Origin of the sequence: Corynebacterium sp. MSK297, assembly GCF_030232885.1 — a bacterium.
GTDB lineage: Bacteria > Actinomycetota > Actinomycetes > Mycobacteriales > Mycobacteriaceae > Corynebacterium.
Genome location: NZ_JASPGD010000001.1, coordinates 82,780 through 102,387, shown reverse-complemented (window position 1 = coordinate 102,387; position 19,608 = coordinate 82,780). Strand labels below are relative to the sequence as shown.

Sequence of the window (19,608 nt, the reverse complement as noted above, 5' to 3'; positions counted from 1 at the left end):
AAGTGACAAGGGCGGGGGCTTGTCATCTGTGGGTGGTATTACACCGTTAAACTTGAGGCTTGTCGGAACTATTTCTATGGATCTACCGACTACTACGGTGGACTCGTCAAACACTCGATTAGTCCTGTAGAACAGTGCATGACTACGCAGTTCACAACATGGAGGCTGAATTTTATGAGCTCTTCTGCTCAACGAACACCTATACGTCGCTTTGGTGTTGGCTTGGCGACAGCTACTTTGAGCGCGGCTGGCTTGTGGTCATTTGCGCCACAAGCGTCAGCGCATGACGTAGTGGTTGACAGTAACCCTGCAGACGGTTCGGTCGTAGAAGAATTCCCAGACTCCATCGTGCTCGAGTTCTCAGGGGAACCGAGGGAAGGCTTCAATACCGTCGCGGTGAGCGATTCGAATGGCGAGACCATTTTTGATGCTGAACCAGACTTGGATGGCAGGGTACTAACCGTCGACGTTCCTGATAATCTTGAGACACCTGATGGCACCTACTCTATCGGCTATCAGATCACCTCATCCGACGGTCATGCTACCCGCGGTGGGCTGGAGTTCAGCGTTGGAGACGGCGCCGGAACCGCTACCTCCGCGTCGGCAGATGCACAAGCAGATGATAAAGGCTCTGCGGGAGAAGACAACTCAGATGCGGTAGAAAACGCGGAAGACAATGACGGAATCGGCGCTGCCAGCATCGTTATTGCAATCGGTGCTATCGCTGCTGCCATCGGGGTTATCGCACTGTTAGTACAAAAGCGTAAACGGTTCGATAATTAACATTCGACAATTAACACTAGGAGAAAACCATGAAAAACAAAGCCCTATCATTGTCCGCACTCGTACTTACTACCGGTCTGACCTTGGCCGCTTGCTCCAGCGACGATGCAGACACAGATGCCACAGCAACCACCACCGAAAGCTCTGCTTCTGAGTCCATGACCGAGTCCAAAGAATCATCCGCCGCGGAAGTAACTCTGGAAGACGGCGTCGTCAAGGCAAAAGCAGCTGGTGAGCCAATGACTGCCATCTTTGGTGAACTGACAAACACCTCCGATAAAGATATCGTGATCGAGAGCTTCACGACGAGCCTGGGGGAGGCACGCTACGAAATCCACGAGGTCGTGAATGGATCGATGCGTGAGCGCGAAGAAGAATTGCGCATCCCCGCTGGAAAATCGCATGAACTCAAGCCAGGCGACGATCACCTTATGATCATGGATTACGACGGGGAAATCGCCGCAGGTGATGAAATCACCATTACCCTGAAATTGGCCGACGGTGGTGAAGTAGAACTTGCACCAGTTCCGGTTCGTACCATTGGCGCCGGTGATGAAGAGTACGGTGACCTCGAGGGCCACGGAGGTCACGAGGGCCATGATCACGAGGGCCACGACCACAGCGAGCACGATGGTCACGATCACGGCGAACACAACTAATATCGATAGATTTCGCTAGCCCGCTACAGAGAAAATCGTGGTGCCGGACATGCAATGCCAACGGTAACGGGCATATTTTTAAGGAGCTAGTTTCGTGGCTGGTTTTTCACGCCGACACTTTCTCGCTGGGCTTGGTACCGGTGCATCTGCGATCGCGTTACAAGGATGTTCCGAAGACCAGCAGACTAGGGTGAGTGCACACGCTGGGTCCGGCACCACCGCCGACGCTGAAGCAATGGGGGATGTCAGGCTGCAAAATGCGGTGGTGGAATTCGATGGCACTCACCAGGCGGGGATTAAGGAACCGCAACAGGCACGTGCCAATCTCGTCGCGTTCGACCTAAAAGCAGGGGTAGACCGCGAAGGGGTTCGGAGACTGCTGAAATTGTGGACCGAAGACGCCCGACGCTTAACCGCGGGCATCGCACCGCGTGGTACCTTAGAACCTGAATTGCTGCATGTTCCTGGCAATTTAACCATAACGGCGGGATTTGGGCCCGGCTTGTTTACCGCCATCGGTGCTGAAGACCAGCGCCCAGAATGGTTGGAGCCGATCCCAGAATTTAGCCGAGATGAACTTGATCCGCACTGGGGTGAAGCAGACCTCTTATTACAGATCGGCTCCGACGAACCACTGACTGCCACATACGCTCTGCGACATATGATTCGCTCCGGCGTGGACTACGTCGACGTTGCGTGGTTGCAGCAAGGCTTCAGCCACGCAGACGGAGCCCGCTCTCGGAGCACCACGCCAAGAAACTTATTCGGGCAATTCGACGGCACCGTAAACCCTAGGTCCGAAAAAGAATTTGCCAACCAGGTATTTATCCCGCATGATTCGTCTGCCCCTAACTGGATTCATGGTGGCAGTGCGATGGTGATTCGACGCATCCGGATGAATTTGGATACGTGGGAAAAGCTCGACCGCGGATCACGCGAAAATGCGATGGGTCGCAAACTGGATTCTGGGGCGCCGTTAACCGGAACCGATGAACATGATGATCCAGATTTCACCGCTCGCGATAAATTCGGGCTCCCTGTTATTGATCCGACGAGCCACATGGCGCGTGCACGTAATCCAGATGATAAACCGGAACAAAAACTTTTGCGTCGGCCATTTAGCTATGACCTGCCCCCTGAATCCGGCGATGAGCAATTATCGAACTCTGGTCTGATTTTCATTTGCTACCAGCAGGACCCGCGTGAACAATTTATTCCCATTCAGAGGCGACTTGATGAAGTCGACCGCCTTAACGAATGGATTACGCATATTGGGTCGTCGGTGTGGGCTGTTCCCCCTGGAACTGATGCAGAAGGCCAGGCACGTGATGAATATTGGGGACAATCGTTGTTAGAAGCGTGAAAGCCTGGTTCGAGGTTGACTTAGGGAAGTCGAAGATACGGTTTTTGCGTTACCGGGCCTAGCTGTAACGGAGAAAGACCGAAGCGCTAAAATGGCTAAGTAACTAGTTTCCTCAGGGTGCGGCCAGGTATGCCGCAGTCGATAAGCGCAAAGGAGCGCACACTTTCATGGTCCACTCACTTGAGCCTTTGGCGAATCCTTCGGAATCTTTCAGCGTCGGTGCAGGAACCCCAGTAGGCGCTGCGATGAAAGAACTTGGGTTTCCCAATAAAGGGCCGGAGGCTGTCGTCTGCGTAAAAGACGCCGAAGGAGTTCTCAAAGACTTAAGCCATGTTTCAGAGACTGATGGCGAATTTTGGCCAGTCATTGCGGGGTCTGAGGAAGGGCGAGGAGTCATTCGTCACTCGTGCGCCCATGTACTGGCACAAGCAGTGCAAAAAGAATTCCCAGGGACGAAATTGGGAATTGGACCTGCCATTGACAATGGCTTCTACTACGATTTCCAAGTTGCAGAACCATTCACTCCGGAAGATCTCAAAAAGATCGAAAAGCGGATGAAGAAGATCATCAAGACCGGACAGCGCTTTGCACGTGGCGTATTTGCGGATTCAACTGCGGCGGAATCAGCGCTTGCCGACGAGCCATTCAAGTTGGAATTGGTGGCCGACAAAGGAAACGTGGACCCAGATTCTGACGAAGCGACGGAAGTTGGATCCGGTGAACTGACGTATTATGACAATCTCAACCCTCGGACCGGAGAGGTCGAATGGTCGGATCTGTGTCGCGGCCCGCACATTCCCACGACGAAGTACATCCCGGCCTTTAGCCTGACACGTGCGTCGGCAGCATACTGGCGTGGTGATCAATCCCAGGCTGATTTGCAACGTGTTTATGGTACTGCCTGGGAATCATCCGAGGCTCTCGAGGCCTACCAGACGATGTTGGAAGAAGCCGAAAAACGTGACCACCGCCGTCTCGGGGCTGAGCTAGACTTGTTTTCTTTCCCCGAAGAGATCGGTTCCGGTTTTCCAGTATTTCATCCCAATGGTGCCACCGTGCGCATGGAGATGGAGGAATTTTCTCGTCGGCGGCATATCGAAGCAGGATATTCTTTCGTCAACACCCCACACTTGACAAAAGGGGATTTGTTCCGGAAGTCCGGTCACCTGGATTTCTACTCTGAGGGTATGTTCCCGCCGATGCAGCTCGATGGCGAATATGATGCGGACGGTAATGTCACTAAACCGGCACAGGATTATTATGCCAAGCCGATGAACTGCCCCATGCATAATTTGATCTTTGCCTCACGGGGCCGGTCCTACCGGGAATTGCCTCTGCGTCTATTCGAGTTTGGCACGGTCTATCGATACGAAAAATCAGGAGTAGTGCATGGCTTAACCCGGGCTCGTGGTTTCACCCAGGATGACGCGCATATTTATTGTACGGAAGACCAGCTTGAGGATGAGCTGCGCAAGGTCATCGATTTTATTATTTCGTTGTTGCGTGACTATGGTCTGGATGATTTCTATCTGGAGCTCTCCACCAAAGATCCAAAGAAATTTGTGGGTTCGGACGAGATTTGGGAGCGCTCCACCGCCATTTTGCAGCGGGTAGCTGATTCTTCAGGCCTTAATTTGGTTCCGGATCCGGAAGGTGCCGCTTTCTATGGTCCGAAAATTTCGGTGCAGGCTCGTGATGCCATCGGTCGTACGTGGCAAATGTCGACCGTGCAGTTGGACTTCAACCTGCCGGAGCGCTTCGAATTGGAATATACGGCGCCCGATGGCAGTAAGAAACGCCCCATCATGGTGCACCGCGCCCTGTTTGGTTCAATTGAGCGCTTTTTCGGTGTACTGCTTGAGCACTACGCGGGTGTATTTCCAGCGTGGCTAGCCCCACAGCAAGTAATGGGCATCCCGGTGGCCGATGAATTTGTCCCGCACTTGGAAGAAATCACCGCGCAACTACGGGCAAGAGGTATCCGTGCGGATGTTGATACCTCAGACGATCGTATGCAAAAGAAGATCCGCAACCACACCACGGGCAAGATTCCGTTCATGTTATTGGCTGGAGGACGTGACGTAGAAGCCGGGGCTGTGTCATTCCGTTTCCTCGACGGCACGCAACTGAATGGTGTGGCTGTTGATGATGCGGTGAATTTGATCAGCGACTGGATCAGTCTGCGTCGTAATGATGCGCCGTCTAAGGAGACCTTTGGAAACCGAGACTAATGATCAGCGGTGTGTTGACCACAGTGTTGGCGATCCGGACCGCTTGCAGCGCTTGTGGGCACCTTATCGGAAGGCCTACATCAAAGAAAAGAGCTCAGAACCTTTTGTTGAGGCGCCGCGGAAATCGGATGAGGATGGCCTGATTATTGCGCGCGGGAACAAGGTGTACGCATTGTTGAACCTGTACCCGTATAACGCAGGACACATGCTGGTCGTTCCGTACCGGAAAGTAGCGAATCTCGAAGAGTTGGATTCCGAGGAATCAACGGAGCTGCTCGAGTTCACACAGATGTCTATTCGGGTATTAAAACGAGTCTCGCGTCCACACGCGGTCAACGTCGGCATGAATCTGGGCGGAGCCAGCGGCGGTAGTGTGCGTGACCATCTGCACATGCATATCGTCCCACGCTGGCAAGGTGACGCCAATTTTCTGACAATAATTGACGGAATTAAGGTGTTACCGGAGCTTTTGGCGGATACGCGCACTATCCTGGCAGAAAGTTGGGCGGAAATTGCCGCGGAAGATTCTGATAACGAGGGAGTGAATAACGCCACCGATGCTTAGCGTTCATGGTCGGAAACCCGCGGCGGTGGTTGTAGAACCGCTCGCCAAATTAGCGATTGCTACTGGCTTAACCCCAAATATGGTCACCGTCATCGGTGCAGTGGTGACCACCGCGATCGCCGTCGTGTTGATTCCCGCAGGATTTCTGTTTTGGGCTGCCATTTTATCCGGGCTGTTCGCAGCGTTCGACATGATCGATGGCACAATGGCACGTCTCAAAGGTGGGGCCTCCGCCTTTGGCGCGACGCTCGATGCCACCTGTGACCGCATTACTGATGGCGCACTGTTTGCGGCTATTATTTGGTGGCTGATTTATTCTTATGACGCCCCGAAATCCCTGGTCGTAGCGTCTCTAGTGGTCTTAGTATCGTCACAAGTAATTAGCTACGTCAAAGCTCGCGGTGAAGCTTCTGGCCTGAAGTTGGTGGGTGGTCTTATTGAACGGCCCGAACGGTTGATTATTTCTTTGGTTGGAATTGGCCTGCAAGGGCTAGGTGTACCCTACGCGATTGATGTTGCATTATGGATTTTGGCGGTTGGCTCGTTGTTTACGGTATACCAGCGTATGGCTATGGCACGTAAACTCGACTCTGTTGCACGAAAGGCCACCGCATGAGCATAATTTCCAGTCTTGGCACGCGGCTTCCGCAGCGCGAAGATATCGTGGCATATGGGTATTTTGCGGGTTGGTCGTTGGTTCGTCGGCTGCCGTTGTCTTTTAGCCGCTGGGCGTTTGACAGGCTTGCCGACGCTGTCAGCGACAAAGGGACGGGGCCGGAACAATTGCGTAAGAATTTGACCCGCGTCGTCGGCGCGGAGAATGTGACCAGACAATTGGTCCGAGATTCCATGCGCAGCTATTTTCGCTATTGGCTAGAAGCGTTTCGCTTGCCCATGATGCAATACGAAGATAGTCTTCCACAACGGCTTGCCGACGGTGTATCTGGCCGTGACGCCTTCGATGCCGCATTAAAACGCGGCAAGGGGGTAGTGCTTGCACTGCCACATACCGGGAATTGGGATATGGCGGGTGTATTTGTCGTGGCGCATTATGGACAGTTTGCCACTGTCGCCGAGCGGGTCAAGCCTGAATCCTTGTTCGATGCGTTTGTGGAGTATCGGAACTCGATGGGCTTTGACGTCATTCCTTTGACTGGAGGGGAACAACCGCCGTTTTCTTATCTGAAACGGGTACTGCAGGACGGAGGCGTCGTCGCGCTATTGTGTGAGCGAGATTTGAAAAACTCTGGCGTTATTGTCGACTTTTTTGGCGAACCGGCGTCTATGGCGGCCGGGCCAGCTGTATTAGCGAAAGAAACTGGAGCGACATTATTCGCTGTGCACTCGTGGTTCCAGGGTACTGACGATGGAGTATCGCCGAACTGGGGCCTTGCTGCGACTCATGAGATTGAGGTCAGCGACGTGCAATCGACGACCCAACGGCTGGCTGATGCTTTAGCAGAAAACATCGCTACTACTCCGCAAGACTGGCATATGCTGCAGCCGATTTGGTTAGCTGACCTTGACCCGGCTCGGATGAGCGAGCAACAGCGCGAGGCCTTGCGCGCTCACGAGCAGTCCGAAAACTAGGGCGATCCGCAATGCGCATTGGAATAGTTTGTCCTTATTCTTTCGACGAGCCTGGCGGCGTACAAGCACATATTTATGACCTGGCGACGATACTGATCACCCGTGGTCATACGGTCCGCGTACTTGGGCCTGCTTCCGACCAGACTGACGTCCCTGATTTTGTGGTCAAGGGGGGTGGTTCAGTTCCGATTCGATACAACGGATCGGTAGCGCGTTTGTCCCTCGGACCACACGTTCGTCGAACGGTAAAGAAGTTTCTTCGGGAAGGCGAGTTTGATGTCGTGCACATCCACGAGCCGAACTCGCCGAGCTATTCCATGGCGGTTTTACGAATGGCACAAGGCCCTATTGTCGCGACATATCATGCCTCGGCAGATTCGTCGCTATTGTTGAAATTGTTTAAGCCGGTGCTTCGTCCGTTATTGGACAAAATACGGGCGGGTATTGCGGTTTCGGAGATGGCACGGCGCTGGCAAGTTGAGCAGCTCGGTGGCGATCCCGTGTTGATTCCCAATGGTGTCGACACCTCGGTGTATGCGGCACAACGTGTTCCATTCAAAGAAAACGGTGGGAAACCGGTAGAGATTGTGTTCCTCGGCCGTTTGGATGAATCTCGCAAAGGCCTGGATGTATTGTTGGAAGCACTGCGCGAATTTGACCGAGATGTTCGAGTAACCATTATGGGTGGTGGACGAAAACGCGAGGCTTCGGGCGTGGATTTCGTCGGACGTGTCAGCGATGCTGAAAAAGCTACGATTTTGGGTCGAGCAGATATTTATGTCGCGCCCAATTTAGGCGGTGAAAGTTTCGGCATCGTATTAGTCGAAGCTATGGCCGCCGGCTGTGCCGTGGTTGCCAGCGATCTAGAGGCTTTTGACGTCGTGTGCGATGCAGCTAGCGATACGCCCGCGGGAGCCTTATTCCGAACCGGTGATAGTTCTGATCTTGCTCGGGTATTGCGGGTGCTGGTCGACGATTCCGGGCATCGGAAACGTTTAGTAGAAGCTGGCATCAAACGTGCCCAAAACTTTGATTGGGATTCTGTTGCGACGCAAGTAGAGACTGTGTATGAAACCGTCGTTAATGGTTCTAAGGTGCGAGACGCTCAATGATTATTGACCTAGTACTAGCAATCTTGTTGGTTTGCGTCGTGAGTGCCGTACTCTGGACGTATTTCACAGCGCAGCGACTTCATCGCTTGCATATTCGTCTCGATGCGGCACTGCAATCGTTGCAAGCCGCGCTTGATCGCCGTGTAGCTGTGGTCGCCGCCGTCAGTTCTCAGATGGCACCTCAAGCACGAGAAGTGGAATCGATTCGGCTCCTTCACGGACAATTGGCGCCACGGGAGGCTGCTGAACGAGAATTATCGGCAGCGATTAACAGAAAATTTGCTGCTGAAATTTCTGCTGATGATTCGCATATGAACGGACCTGCCGAGCATGGGCTAAGCAACCACCACCCGGAACTCATCGATGCCGATGTACGGGTGGAACTTGCACACCGGTTTTATAACGAGGCAGTGGCGAGTACCCGTGGGCTACGCCTGCGCCCGCTAGTGAAAACCTTCCGCTTAGGTGGCAGGGCGCCTCTACCCGATTTCTTCCAATACACCTCATATTTGAGTGCTTAACAAGCAATTGAGCGTTATTTATTTGTTGACGATATCTTCTAGTGCGACTGGTGGGCCAAGGAATAGTAAAACGCTGAAAACAACAGCGACCGCAACCACCATTATGATGATGCTGCGGGCCGGGTAGCGGACGGCTTGGTACAAAGCCCAATCACATGGTCCTTTCGGGGAAGTAGTGGCGTCTGTATCGCGGAAGCGCCAACCACCGTCGAGAATTCCTTTGCTGTCTGCCCAGGCAGCAAACGGCCACGCCGCAAATGGAATGACTGAAACCACGAGACCGACAAGACCTAGAAGTGGATTCCAACGGTTATTGATCCAGATGAGTACCGTCATGACCACGAAGCATAAGAAACCGAAGCCATGAATACTACCGGTAATAGGTACTACTGCATCAGTGGTTCCAGAATACTTCAAGACCATGCCCAAGATTAACAGCGACCACGTCACCATCTCGAGGATTGCGGCGGTTCGGTGCAGTCTTTGTGGAGTCATAGCCGCAACTCTAATACTTCATTGATGCGTGAGCAGGTTTGGGCTCGATGTCTACTCATTGCGCGGTGGAGAACTTGCGGTAGGCTTGTAACATAAATCACTAATCGTCGGCAAGCGAAAGAGACGCGATGAGCACGAATTCGAGCGAGATTGACCGGATCCTTCATGTGACAGAAATTCCATCACCGGCATACGCGGCTGGTGTCGTTGATATAAACAACAATGGCGGCGAAGGAGAAGTACTGAGCGGCAGGGAAGCCGGGGCTGTGGTGAGCCCGAACACGCGCTGGTTTCACGCTAGAAGCGTGCCGACAAATTTGGAACGTACCTATGGTGGGCAACTAGTCGCACAAGCCTTAGCCGCAGCCCACGCGACCGTCGGCAAGAAGAAACTTCACTCACTGCATACATATTTCCTCAAAGGAGGCGACGCACAACAAGGGATCGATGTGCAAGTTGAACTCGTGCGTGATGGGCGCAGCTTTGCGAATCGCCGGGTGCGGGTGTTCCAGAATGAGGTAGAAATTTGCCATGTTTCTGTGAGCTACCACCGTAGCGGTGATACCGGGCCATCACATGGCCATGACATGCCCGCTGTTCCCAACCCCGAAACTACTCCACGAGCCGTGTTTGATGATTTCAGTAAATCGCACACCTTAGACCACAGTGGTGATTGGGACGCTCTTGTAGTCCCACAAGAAAAAGTTGGTGATGATTTCGCACCAGGCAACCGACTGAGTATTTGGATGCGCTATAACGGTGACATCACCGACGACGATAACCACCACGCCGCCGCACTGGGGTATATCTCTGATAGCACGCTGTTGTCGAATGCCACCGCGCTTGAGCCGGATCGTCATGTACAAATGGCCAGCTTAGATCATTCCATGTGGATATTTGAACCTTTTCGTGTCGACGATTGGCTGTTGTATGACCAATGGTCTCCGGCGGCTGGCGCGGGCCGCGGATTCGCGATGGGAAGGTTTTTCACTAGCGACGGAAAACTCGTAGCTATGGCTACCCAGGAAGGCCTAGTCCGGGATCATCGGTAATAGCACACGTGCTCGCATATCAATGTGTATTCACACGTATACTTGATTGCGTTAAAATATCTGGGCATTTTCCCGCCCGGAGTTCATATGACTCCGTCGTGCGAGTACTGAATACTTACCACACGGTTGTACTCCCCACGCCGTTGAACCGGCATAAACAATGCTGTTGAAAGGATTGACATGGCAGGCCATTCGAAATGGGCAAATAACAAGCATAAAAAGGCTGCCAACGACGCCAAACGCGGCAAAGAATTCGCGAAATTGGTTAAGAATATCGAAGTTGCGGCGCGTAATGGTGGCGGTGACCCGGCAGCGAACCCGACGTTGGATGACATGATCAAGAAGGCCAAGAAGGCCTCGGTTCCAGCCGACAATATTGAACGTGCGCGAAAGCGTGGTTCGGGTGAAGAGGCTGGCGGTGCTGACTGGCAAGCAATCATGTACGAAGGCTATGCCCCGAATGGTGTAGCGATGCTGATTGAATGCTTGACGGACAACAAGAATCGTGCTGCCACCGATGTACGTACCGCAATGAGTAAAAACGGCGGTAACTTGGGTGAATCAGGTTCTGTGGCTTATATGTTTAGCCGCACCGGCTACGTGCTGGTGGAAAAGAAAGGCGAACTCACCGAAGACGACCTTTTGATGGCAGTCTTGGACGCGGGCGCTGAAGAGGTCAAAGACCAGGGCGAAAAGTTTGAAATCATTTGCCAGCCAACCGACGTTCCTGCAGTGAGAAAAGCACTGGAAGAAGCCGAGATTGAGGTTGATGATTCGGATCAGGATTTTCGGGCTTCGGTGGACGTACCACTTGGTGTCGAGGGCGCCAAGAAAGTGTTCAAACTGATCGATGCACTAGAAGACGTCGATGATGTGCAGGATGTTTATACCAACATGACTGTATCGGACGAGGTCTTGGAAGAGCTCAACGCTTAGCTCGAGATGAATCTCGAAGGGCTGCGCGTGATGGGGATTGACCCCGGCCTGACACGCTGCGGGTTATCTGTCGTACAGTCCGGTAAGGGGCGCGCGATATATCCAGTTTCCGTCGGGGTGATTAGGACGCCCAGTGATGCCCCCTTGACGGAACGCTTATTGCGCATTTCTCACGCTGTGCACGAGTGGATGGAAGACTACCAGCCTGACGTCGTCGCGATCGAGCGGTTATTTGAGCGTGGCAATGTGTCTACGGTGATGCATACTGCGCACGCAGCCGGAGTGCTGATGTTAGCGGCAGCAGAACGCGGACTGCCAGTGGATATGTACACGCCATCCGAGGTGAAAAAAGCTATTAGCGGTAATGGCCGGGCAGACAAGAAACAAATGACCGCTATGGTCACAAGGATTTTAGGGTTATCCGAGCCACCGAAACCCGCCGATGCAGCTGACGCATTAGCCTTAGCAATTTGTCATTGTTGGCGTGCTCCCGCATTGGCTCAGCAAAGACAACTGCTCAATAAGTCGCTTAAGAAAGGCTCCTAGTTTATGATCGCCTCGTTACGCGGGACTGTGATTGATGTTGGCCTTAATGCCGCGGTTGTGGAATGCGCAGGCGTTGGCTACCGCGTTATTGCGACACCGCGCACATTGGGAATTTTGCGTCGTGGTGAAGAAGCATTCATCTTGACCACGCTGGCGGTAAAAGAAGATTCCATGACACTCTATGGGTTTCTTGATGCCAATGACCAAGAAATGTTTACTGTTTTGCAGAGCGTGTCTGGTTTTGGTCCGAAACTAGCGATGACGTCCCTGGCGGTCATGAACGCACAAGAACTTGCAATTGCGATTGCTGCAGGAGAGGCCAAAACTCTGCAACGTATACCGGGTATTGGCAAACGTGTCGCCGAGCGTTTAATCGTGGAACTCAAAGACAAGGTTGCGCAGTGGCAACCAACGAACGCAGAGGCTGATTCCGCAGCAATAGACGATGGAGTAGGCCGCGTTGTTGGCCAGCCCTCCGCAGCGGTATCGGAACAGGTAGTTGCGGCATTAATCGGACTTGGTTTCGGCGAGAAGCAAGCTACTGGGGCGGTGGATAAGGTGCTTGCGCAACAGCCAGATGCAGATACATCCGTTGTCTTGCGCGGTGCTTTGGCAGAATTGGGACCCAAGAAATAACGCTGGATAGAGCTGGTAGAAATGTCAGATTTGGAACGAACCGAATTCGAACTGCCGAAAGATTATGCAGCCACCGCCGGGGGTCGTGTATCTGGGATCCAGAATGCTGGCGGTAGACCAATTGATGCTGACGTTGATCCTCAGCGGCAGATTGGCGAACAGGATTTTGAACGTAGTTTACGCCCGAAAAATCTGCAGGAATTCATTGGGCAGCCAAAAGTGCGGCAGCAGCTTTCCCTGGTTTTGGAAGGCGCGCGGGGTCGTAATGTCACTCCGGATCACGTGTTGCTCTCCGGCCCGCCGGGGCTGGGCAAGACGACAATGGCGATGATTATCGCCGGTGAACTCGGTTCTAGCTTACGCATGACTTCTGGGCCGGCCTTAGAGCGTGCGGGCGATTTGGCCGCGATGTTGTCGAACCTCATTGAAGGAGACGTGCTGTTTATCGATGAGATTCATCGCATGGCACGGTCGGCGGAAGAGATGCTGTATATGGCCATGGAGGATTTCCGTATCGACGTCATTGTCGGTAAGGGCCCTGGAGCAACCTCGATCCCGTTGGAAATTCCACCATTCACCCTGGTTGGCGCCACTACACGCGCAGGAATGCTGACGGGGCCGTTGCGTGATCGCTTCGGTTTCAATGCGCAGATGGAGTTTTATGACACCGAAGATTTGACAGAAGTTATCGAACGGACGGCGAAAATATTGCACGTTGATATTGACCACGATGCCGCCGTTGAGATTGGTTCGCGTTCCAGGGGAACACCGCGCATCGCCAATAGGCTTTTGCGCAGGGTGCGAGACTTTGCCGACGTGCATGGTCCGGGCAAGATTGATCTCCGCTCTGCTCAGGGAGCGTTAGATGTTTTCGATGTCGATGAACTTGGGCTTGACCGGTTAGACCGGGCTGTGCTCTCGGCATTGGTTAAGGGGCATGGAGGTGGACCTGTGGGGGTCAACACCCTGGCGGTAGCAGTCGGAGAAGAATCCGCAACGGTAGAAGAAGTATGTGAGCCTTACTTGGTCCGAGCCGGTTTACTGGCGCGAACTGGCAGGGGAAGGGTTGCTACTGCACGGGCCTGGCGCCACCTGGGGTTGGAAGCGCCGGAAAATGCGCCTGGGCAATACGAAAACTAGTGCCACTATCCGTCGGCGTGCTTGATATTTTTCATCAACTCCGACGACTCAACGGGTTATGGAATAGCTACTAAGTAGCATTGCCTTAACCGCGTCTGGCACACTATGGGGCATGGATATTGTTCTCATTATTGCTCTATTGGCCTTGTTCTTGTTGCCATCATTTTTCATGATGCGCAAGCAACGGAAACAGCAGGAAGAACTGCGCAGTTTTCAGCAGGCGTTGAGCCCGGGCGATCGAGTGATTACTGCCGGTGGCATCCATTTGGTATTGACAGATATTGGCGAAACCACTGTTACAGGAGAAATCGCTGCTGGCGTCGAGGTCACCATGGAAAAGATCGCCATTTTGCGTCCCGCGGATCAGGTAAGCCCGGCGCAGAACGCTCCAATCCACCCGGAACAGATGCACGATGATGCCACAGAAGCACGGGGTGGCGGGGGAATTCCACAACACCCAGAAAATGATGATCGTAATAACTAAAGACTGACTGCGGTGGGCATGTGCGCATTCGCAGGTTTAATAATCGCTTTCAGGAGAAACTCCCTTGCCGGAACCAAATACTAAGGCTAATCGTGGCGGCAATTCCCGCACGTGGCCTGCCAAAGCAATCGCCTGGTTCATCGTCATCACAGTGGCGCTATTTTCCCTTATTTTGTTTACGGGTGATAGACACGCAACACCCCGTTTAGGCATTGATCTGCAGGGCGGAACTCGCGTCACGCTCGTCCCGCAGGGGGACGAACCGACCCAGGACCAGCTGGATCAAGCGCGCGCAATTTTGGAACAGCGTGTCAACGGCATGGGCGTTTCTGGCGCGCAAGTCGTTACCGACGGCAACACGCTGGTGATTACTGTGCCAGGAGAAGACACAGCCCAAGCCCGAGCAGTGGGGCAGACTTCGCAGCTGCTGTTCCGTCCAGTTGCGCAGCAACCGGCTCCCGACCCGACGGAGCTGACTGACACCCTCGGAGATATGGCCAACCGCTGGGTGGAGTACGGTTTGCTCGAGAAGCAAGACGCAGAAGAAACCATTAATCAGCTCTTCGCTGCTTTTGAAGAGCAAGCTGATGACGCAGCCGCTGCAGGTCTGGGGGAGAAGCCAAAAATTACCGCCTCTGTCAAGCCGGAGCCGGAAAATTCTCTGGAACAGGCCGAACGCCGAGACGAAATTACCGAGATGCTGATTGCAGATCGGCAGTCGGAAGATCCAACGACGCAAACCGCTGCCAGTGCGTTGCTGACCTGTGAAGGTGACGTGGATCCACTATCCGGTGCTGATGATCCGGCTCGACCATTGGTGACGTGCGATTATGAGCAGGGCCAACCGTATCTGTTGCAGCCTGCGCCATTGCTTAACGGGATCACTGACCCCAAAGGTCCACGTTTGACGGGTAACGAGATTGATACGGATCGACCGATCAACGGTGGTTTTAACCAGCACAGTGGTCAGATGGAAATTTCATTTGCGTTCAAGACTGGATCTGGTCCGTCCGGTGCGCAAACCTGGGCTGATTTGACGGAGGAATATCTGCAGCAGCAAATTGCGATTACGCTCGACTCCAATGTGATTTCCGCGCCTGTGATTCAAGGCGTCACGCCGTATGGTTCGACGACCTCGATCACCGGGCAATTCAGCCAAGAAGAAGCCCAAGAACTAGCAAATAATCTGCGCTACGGTGCTCTGCCTCTGTCATTCGTTGGAGAAGACGGCACTCCAGGCGGTACGGCGGAGACGGTTCCGCCTTCATTGGGGCAGGCCGCGCTGAAGGCTGGACTCATTGCTGGCCTGGTGGGCCTGGCGCTGATCGCCGTCTACGTTTTCTACTATTACCGCTTGTTAGCGCTGGTGTCACTAGTGTCTCTTGCTGCAGCAGGTGTTATTACTTATGCAGCGATTGTTTTGCTGGGCCGTTGGATCGGCTATTCCTTGGACCTATCTGGAATTGCTGGATTGATCATCGGTATCGCCACCGCAGCTGACTCTTTTGTGGTGTTGTATGAGCGTATTAAAGACGAACTGTTGCAAGGGCGTACTTTCCGTTCGGCAGCACCACGTGCTTGGGAACGTGCTAAGCGGACCATTGTGACCGGTAACGTTGTCACGCTCATCGGTTCTGTGGTGGTCTATTTCCTTGCAGTCGGCGATGTCAAAGGATTCGCGTTTACCCTAGGAATCACGACAGTATTTGATATCGTCGTATCCTTCCTGGTCACCGCACCATTGATGATCATGGCTGCGCGAAAGCCGTTCTGGGCAAAACCACAAGTCAACGGACTGGGCAAGGTATTTGACTTGGTCGAAGAGCGTCGTGCAGAAGCCGAAGTTGCGGATGAGGAGAAAATCCATGGCTAAACAATCTCTTGTCAACCGTTTGACCACCGGTGATGGGGGCATCGACTTCATTGGTCGGAGTAAACTTTTCTACCTCACTACAGCGGCATTCATTCTGATCAGCCTAGCGTCGATGTTGTTTCGTGGATTCTCCATGTCAATCGACTTCGAGGGTGGAACACGGATGACGATGCCTGCTGGTGATCTGGTCGCTGAGGAAGTAGAAGAGACGTTCGTCGAGGCAACCGACGTAGAACCTGAAATCACTCAAATCGTCGGTTCCGGTGATTCTGAGACCCTCGAGATTACCGCTGAACACCTGTCGCAACCGCAAATTGATGCAGCTCGTTTGGCGATCTACGAAGAGCATCAACCCATAGACCACACTGGTGCGCCGTCGCCGGATGCCATCGGTGATTCCACAGTGTCGGAATCCTGGGGCGATACCATTACACAGCGCATGTTGTTGTCCATGGTTGTTTTCTTGGTTTTCGCAACCATCTATGTTGCCTTCCGTTTGCAAAAATACATGGCACTCGCAGCAATGGGCGCACTTATTGTCGACGGTATTGTCATTGCTGGCATTTATTCGCTGTTTGGTTTTGAGGTCTCGCCAGCAGTGATCATTGGTTTGCTTACCGTATTGACGTTCTCCATCTACGACACCGTCATTGTTTTTGATAAGGTGAATGAAAACACAGAAGGCATTACCGCTTCTCGACGCGCTACCTACGGTGAAGAAGCTAATCGCGCGATTAATCAGACGGTGATGCGCTCGATTTCGACGTCTGTTATTTCCGCGCTGCCGATTATCGCACTGTTCGCCGTTGCGGTCTGGTTGATGGGAATTGGCACTTTGCGTGATCTGGCGCTCGTTCAATTAATTGGTGTCATCGAAGGTATTTTCTCCTCAATTTTCTTGGCGACGCCATTGTTGGTCTCAATTGTTAATCGAAGCAAGAAGATCAAAAAACACAACCAAGAAGTCTCAGAATACCGTGCTCGCGGTGATTTCGAGGGTGTCTCAGCGGAAAACGATAATGACATCGAACATCGGACCATTGCATCTCCGGAAACGACTGCGGTTGCGGCACCAGCAGGCGAAACTTTTCAAAGCCCGCACAGTTCAGGGGGAAGCACCTGGAGGCCCGAGTAACGCGCGTTGCCACGCCCCTCGTCTAAGATTGAAGGGCACGTCTGCGGACGTGCCCGCAGTCAGGCAGCAGCCCGAGACCATTGCAAAGATGAGGACCACTAGGCTATGACCGTTCTCCATGATTTGGACGTAAGACACCGCAGGCGCACCAACAAGCCATCGCTAATCCGTCGGGTTGGGGTCTACGCGGCGAGTCTGAGTTTGGTCGGCGTCTTGGTGGCGTGTGTTGATGAACCGACTCCTGAGGCTGAAGATCACCCAGGTTGGATTAGCACGGTCGCTGACGGGGAACAGGAACTGAACTACCAGTCCTCGTCTCCACTGACGACGACCAATGCGGGCTCCATTACCGGTAGCTCGACGGCAGCGCAGCAACTGTCGGCACGTCTTTATCCGGGTGTCTACGTGCCAGGGCCACACGGGCAGCTGATTCAGAATAGTGATTTGATCAGTGTACGGTTTTTACCTGGTATTGATCCTCAGGTCATTTACACGATTTCCGAGGATGCGCAGTATTCCGATGGGGCTCCGATAACGTGCACGGATTTTTTGCTGGCCTATACTGCGGGCGTTATGCCGGAGCTTTTTGCATCACAGTTGCCATTGATGCAACATATTGATGAATTTGAGTGCCAGCCGGGGGCCGCACGGTTTTCCGTAAGGTTCCAGGAAGGCGCAGGTAAGCGCTGGCGTGAGCTTTTCTCGCCGGGCACCCTGCTACCTGCACACGCGATCGCCTCCCGGGCAGGTATGTCGCTTACTGAGTTGCATCAGGCTTTAGAAGACCGCGACGTTGAGAAGTTGTCTGAACCGGCCAGAATTTGGTCCGAGGCTTTCGCCTTGGATAACTTCGATTCCTTACTGCAAGTATCTGCCGGCCCATTTCTGTTGGATCACGTGAGCGATGACGGGGCAGCGATTCTGGTCCGCAATGAAGCTTATTATGGTGACGATGCAAGGCTCGCGAGCCTCGCGGTTTGGCCTGCTCGTGCTGATTCAGGGAAGTTGTTGGAACAAGACTCGCTGGATATCGCGGATATTAGCCAGGTGAACCCTGAGTGGTTGGATCGTAATGCTGCTGGAGCTAATTTCACAATTCAACCTCAGGTCGGAGAACTCACGGATGCGTTGTTGTTGTCCGAAACCGGAGTATTTGCAGAAGCAGGCAGTCGTCAAGCGTTTGCGGCATGTATCGACCAAGCTGCGGTAGCAGAGACGTCGTCAAGAGTCTCCGGTGTTGAGGTTGGGCCCGTGCTGTGGCAAAGCATTGAGCACGAGGATCCGGTGCGGCATCATCTGCAGGATATTTCGGAATCGCATGTGGGCGTGGATATTGCCAAGGCGCGCGAATTAGAAGGACAAACCATCCGCGTAGGCTACCGTGGGCAGGATAAACGCTTGGCAGCCATGGTAGAAATCATTGCGAAGCGCTGCCGGGAAGCCGGAATTGAGGTCGTAGATGCGGCACAGGCAGAAACCACAGCACAAGATTTGTATATTGATGACGTGAACACCGCAGTAGGTGGCTCTGTAGTGGAAGACTCTGAGGAGGAAGCTACCAAGCAATCCGAGGGGGATCAGCCTGGTGAAAGTCGCAAAATCGATGCCTACCTGGGTGCGGTATATCCACCAAATCTCGATGCGCGAGCAGCAGTACACATTTCGGGGATTGATGCTCTGCGTCGAGCTGAATCCATGATGTGGGAAGAAGTCTCTACGATTCCGTTGGCAGCCCAGCCACGCGTTTTTGTGATCAACCGCGATGTCACAAGTGCTGTGCCTTATACTGGGGAATCGGCGATCGGGTGGAATATGGATCGCTGGCAGAAAACCAGATAGTCGGGGCAGTGCATTAACTAACCCGTCAATACACCGTCAATAAGCCGTCAATACGAAATCCAACATTGGGAATTGAGACTGTGACTGAACTTGTTAGAACAACCACTCTCGTCGACGCGCAAAACGTATTGGATAACAAGATGCGACGTGTTAAAGACTTCCCACAACCTGGGATTGTTTTTGAGGATCTCACGCCAGTGCTTGCGGATCCACAATCTTTTGCCATGTTGGTTGATGCATTAGCCGAAGAGTGTGCGGCCGCTGGCGCAGAGATTATCGGGGGTTTGGATGCTCGCGGGTTTTTATTAGGTTCCGCTGTTGCATATAAGCTCGGGCTGGGGATTTTGGCGATCCGGAAAAAGGGGAAGCTGCCGCCCCCAGTCCATAGTCAGGATTACAACTTGGAATATGGTAATGCTGCGCTGGAGGTGCCCGCAGACGGGATCGATTTAGACGGCAAAAACGTCGCGCTTGTCGACGATATCCTCGCCACCGGTGGCACCCTTGGAGCAGCTAAAAAATTGCTGGCTAGCTGCGGTGCAAATATTGTCGCAAACGTCGTTATTTTGGAAATTCCTGGTCTCGATGGGCGCAAGATGCTCGGCGACGATAATCTGGTGGTCATCTATCCAAATTCGGCACGCTAGA

The 19,608-nt window shown here is 53.2% G+C and carries 20 protein-coding genes; 19 read left to right on the top strand and 1 reads right to left on the bottom strand.

The window, feature by feature from the left end:
- The first annotated feature begins 174 nt into the window (after window positions 1-174).
- The 9 genes from QP888_RS00465 to QP888_RS00425 all read left to right on the top strand — a co-directional run bounded on the left by QP888_RS00465 (window position 175) and on the right by QP888_RS00425 (window position 8,824).
- The gene (locus tag QP888_RS00465; RefSeq protein WP_284811385.1) at window positions 175-783 is read left to right on the top strand and encodes a copper resistance CopC family protein; all 609 of its coding nucleotides are present in this window, start codon (window positions 175-177) and stop codon (window positions 781-783) included.
- A gap of 29 nt (window positions 784-812) precedes the next feature.
- Window positions 813-1,442 (top strand): copper chaperone PCu(A)C, encoded by a 630-nt coding sequence (locus QP888_RS00460; protein WP_284811383.1) that lies wholly within the window; start codon window positions 813-815, stop codon window positions 1,440-1,442.
- Window positions 1,443-1,536: 94 nt separating this feature from the next.
- Window positions 1,537-2,805, top strand: a complete 1,269-nt coding sequence (locus tag QP888_RS00455) for a Dyp-type peroxidase (protein WP_284811381.1) — start codon at window positions 1,537-1,539, stop codon at window positions 2,803-2,805.
- A gap of 167 nt (window positions 2,806-2,972) precedes the next feature.
- The gene (gene thrS / locus QP888_RS00450) at window positions 2,973-5,036 is read left to right on the top strand and encodes a threonine--tRNA ligase (RefSeq protein ID WP_284811379.1); all 2,064 of its coding nucleotides are present in this window, start codon (window positions 2,973-2,975) and stop codon (window positions 5,034-5,036) included.
- A complete protein-coding gene (locus QP888_RS00445; protein WP_502869076.1) occupies window positions 4,999-5,601 on the top strand; it encodes an HIT family protein in 603 nt (200 codons plus the stop codon). The genes thrS and QP888_RS00445 overlap by 38 nt, the downstream gene beginning before the upstream one ends.
- The gene (gene pgsA, locus QP888_RS00440) at window positions 5,594-6,217 is read left to right on the top strand and encodes a phosphatidylinositol phosphate synthase (protein ID WP_284811376.1); all 624 of its coding nucleotides are present in this window, start codon (window positions 5,594-5,596) and stop codon (window positions 6,215-6,217) included. The genes QP888_RS00445 and pgsA overlap by 8 nt, the downstream gene beginning before the upstream one ends.
- On the top strand, window positions 6,214-7,191 hold the full coding sequence (locus tag QP888_RS00435) for a phosphatidylinositol mannoside acyltransferase (protein ID WP_284811375.1): 978 nt from the start codon (window positions 6,214-6,216) through the stop codon (window positions 7,189-7,191). Before pgsA ends, QP888_RS00435 begins: the two co-directional genes overlap by 4 nt.
- A gap of 11 nt (window positions 7,192-7,202) precedes the next feature.
- Window positions 7,203-8,303: a glycosyltransferase family 4 protein gene (locus QP888_RS00430; protein WP_284811374.1), complete on the top strand. Its 1,101-nt coding sequence runs from the start codon at window positions 7,203-7,205 to the stop codon at window positions 8,301-8,303.
- A complete protein-coding gene (locus QP888_RS00425; RefSeq protein WP_284811372.1) occupies window positions 8,300-8,824 on the top strand; it encodes a hypothetical protein in 525 nt (174 codons plus the stop codon). The genes QP888_RS00430 and QP888_RS00425 overlap by 4 nt, the downstream gene beginning before the upstream one ends.
- 18 nt (window positions 8,825-8,842) lie before the next feature.
- Here the strand turns inward: QP888_RS00425 and QP888_RS00420 are convergent, their stop codons facing one another.
- Entirely contained in the window at window positions 8,843-9,319 is a 477-nt protein-coding gene (locus QP888_RS00420) for a DUF3817 domain-containing protein (RefSeq protein WP_284811371.1), read from the bottom strand.
- Window positions 9,320-9,447: 128 nt separating this feature from the next.
- On the opposite strand from QP888_RS00420, the gene QP888_RS00415 reads away from it, so the two are divergent.
- The 10 genes from QP888_RS00415 to QP888_RS00370 all read left to right on the top strand — a co-directional run bounded on the left by QP888_RS00415 (window position 9,448) and on the right by QP888_RS00370 (window position 19,607).
- Window positions 9,448-10,371, top strand: a complete 924-nt coding sequence (locus tag QP888_RS00415; protein WP_284811370.1) for an acyl-CoA thioesterase — start codon at window positions 9,448-9,450, stop codon at window positions 10,369-10,371.
- Window positions 10,372-10,551: 180 nt separating this feature from the next.
- The gene (locus QP888_RS00410; protein WP_284811368.1) at window positions 10,552-11,307 is read left to right on the top strand and encodes a YebC/PmpR family DNA-binding transcriptional regulator; all 756 of its coding nucleotides are present in this window, start codon (window positions 10,552-10,554) and stop codon (window positions 11,305-11,307) included.
- Between the two features lie 6 nt (window positions 11,308-11,313).
- The gene (ruvC, locus tag QP888_RS00405; RefSeq protein ID WP_284811366.1) at window positions 11,314-11,853 is read left to right on the top strand and encodes a crossover junction endodeoxyribonuclease RuvC; all 540 of its coding nucleotides are present in this window, start codon (window positions 11,314-11,316) and stop codon (window positions 11,851-11,853) included.
- Between the two features lie 3 nt (window positions 11,854-11,856).
- On the top strand, window positions 11,857-12,489 hold the full coding sequence (ruvA, locus tag QP888_RS00400; protein WP_284811363.1) for a Holliday junction branch migration protein RuvA: 633 nt from the start codon (window positions 11,857-11,859) through the stop codon (window positions 12,487-12,489).
- A 21-nt stretch (window positions 12,490-12,510) separates the two neighbouring features.
- Window positions 12,511-13,629, top strand: coding sequence for a Holliday junction branch migration DNA helicase RuvB (gene ruvB / locus QP888_RS00395; protein WP_284811361.1), 1,119 nt, complete (start codon window positions 12,511-12,513; stop codon window positions 13,627-13,629).
- 112 nt (window positions 13,630-13,741) lie between these two features.
- Window positions 13,742-14,113 (top strand): preprotein translocase subunit YajC, encoded by a 372-nt coding sequence (gene yajC, locus QP888_RS00390; protein WP_284811360.1) that lies wholly within the window; start codon window positions 13,742-13,744, stop codon window positions 14,111-14,113.
- A gap of 64 nt (window positions 14,114-14,177) precedes the next feature.
- Complete coding sequence (gene secD, locus QP888_RS00385) at window positions 14,178-15,986, top strand: protein translocase subunit SecD (RefSeq protein WP_284811358.1); 1,809 nt, start codon at window positions 14,178-14,180, stop codon at window positions 15,984-15,986.
- A complete protein-coding gene (gene secF / locus QP888_RS00380; protein WP_284811356.1) occupies window positions 15,979-17,121 on the top strand; it encodes a protein translocase subunit SecF in 1,143 nt (380 codons plus the stop codon). The genes secD and secF overlap by 8 nt, the downstream gene beginning before the upstream one ends.
- A 105-nt stretch (window positions 17,122-17,226) precedes the next feature.
- Window positions 17,227-18,960 carry an ABC transporter substrate-binding protein gene (locus QP888_RS00375; protein ID WP_284811354.1) on the top strand — a complete coding sequence of 578 codons (1,734 nt, stop codon included), beginning with the start codon at window positions 17,227-17,229 and terminating at the stop codon, window positions 18,958-18,960.
- Window positions 18,961-19,040: 80 nt separating this feature from the next.
- Window positions 19,041-19,607, top strand: a complete 567-nt coding sequence (locus QP888_RS00370; RefSeq protein ID WP_284811352.1) for an adenine phosphoribosyltransferase — start codon at window positions 19,041-19,043, stop codon at window positions 19,605-19,607.
- Window position 19,608: the final 1 nt, after the last annotated feature.

Excerpts from the sequence above, each read along its gene's own strand:
- QP888_RS00415 (WP_284811370.1), top strand. The coding sequence starts at position 9,448 with ATGAGCACGAATTCGAGCGAGATTGACCGGATCCTTCATGTGACAGAA.
- QP888_RS00430 (WP_284811374.1), top strand. The coding sequence starts at position 7,203 with ATGCGCATTGGAATAGTTTGTCCTTATTCTTTCGACGAGCCTGGCGGC.
- ruvB (WP_284811361.1), top strand. The coding sequence starts at position 12,511 with ATGTCAGATTTGGAACGAACCGAATTCGAACTGCCGAAAGATTATGCA.
- QP888_RS00465 (WP_284811385.1), top strand. The coding sequence starts at position 175 with ATGAGCTCTTCTGCTCAACGAACACCTATACGTCGCTTTGGTGTTGGC.
- ruvC (WP_284811366.1), top strand. The coding sequence starts at position 11,314 with ATGAATCTCGAAGGGCTGCGCGTGATGGGGATTGACCCCGGCCTGACA.
- yajC (WP_284811360.1), top strand. The coding sequence starts at position 13,742 with ATGGATATTGTTCTCATTATTGCTCTATTGGCCTTGTTCTTGTTGCCA.
- QP888_RS00375 (WP_284811354.1), top strand. The coding sequence starts at position 17,227 with ATGACCGTTCTCCATGATTTGGACGTAAGACACCGCAGGCGCACCAAC.
- ruvA (WP_284811363.1), top strand. The coding sequence starts at position 11,857 with ATGATCGCCTCGTTACGCGGGACTGTGATTGATGTTGGCCTTAATGCC.
- QP888_RS00425 (WP_284811372.1), top strand. The coding sequence starts at position 8,300 with ATGATTATTGACCTAGTACTAGCAATCTTGTTGGTTTGCGTCGTGAGT.
- QP888_RS00410 (WP_284811368.1), top strand. The coding sequence starts at position 10,552 with ATGGCAGGCCATTCGAAATGGGCAAATAACAAGCATAAAAAGGCTGCC.
- QP888_RS00445 (WP_502869076.1), top strand. The coding sequence starts at position 4,999 with ATGCGCCGTCTAAGGAGACCTTTGGAAACCGAGACTAATGATCAGCGG.
- pgsA (WP_284811376.1), top strand. The coding sequence starts at position 5,594 with ATGCTTAGCGTTCATGGTCGGAAACCCGCGGCGGTGGTTGTAGAACCG.
- QP888_RS00460 (WP_284811383.1), top strand. The coding sequence starts at position 813 with ATGAAAAACAAAGCCCTATCATTGTCCGCACTCGTACTTACTACCGGT.
- thrS (WP_284811379.1), top strand. The coding sequence starts at position 2,973 with ATGGTCCACTCACTTGAGCCTTTGGCGAATCCTTCGGAATCTTTCAGC.
- secF (WP_284811356.1), top strand. The coding sequence starts at position 15,979 with ATGGCTAAACAATCTCTTGTCAACCGTTTGACCACCGGTGATGGGGGC.
- QP888_RS00435 (WP_284811375.1), top strand. The coding sequence starts at position 6,214 with ATGAGCATAATTTCCAGTCTTGGCACGCGGCTTCCGCAGCGCGAAGAT.
- QP888_RS00420 (WP_284811371.1), bottom strand. The coding sequence starts at position 9,319 with ATGACTCCACAAAGACTGCACCGAACCGCCGCAATCCTCGAGATGGTG.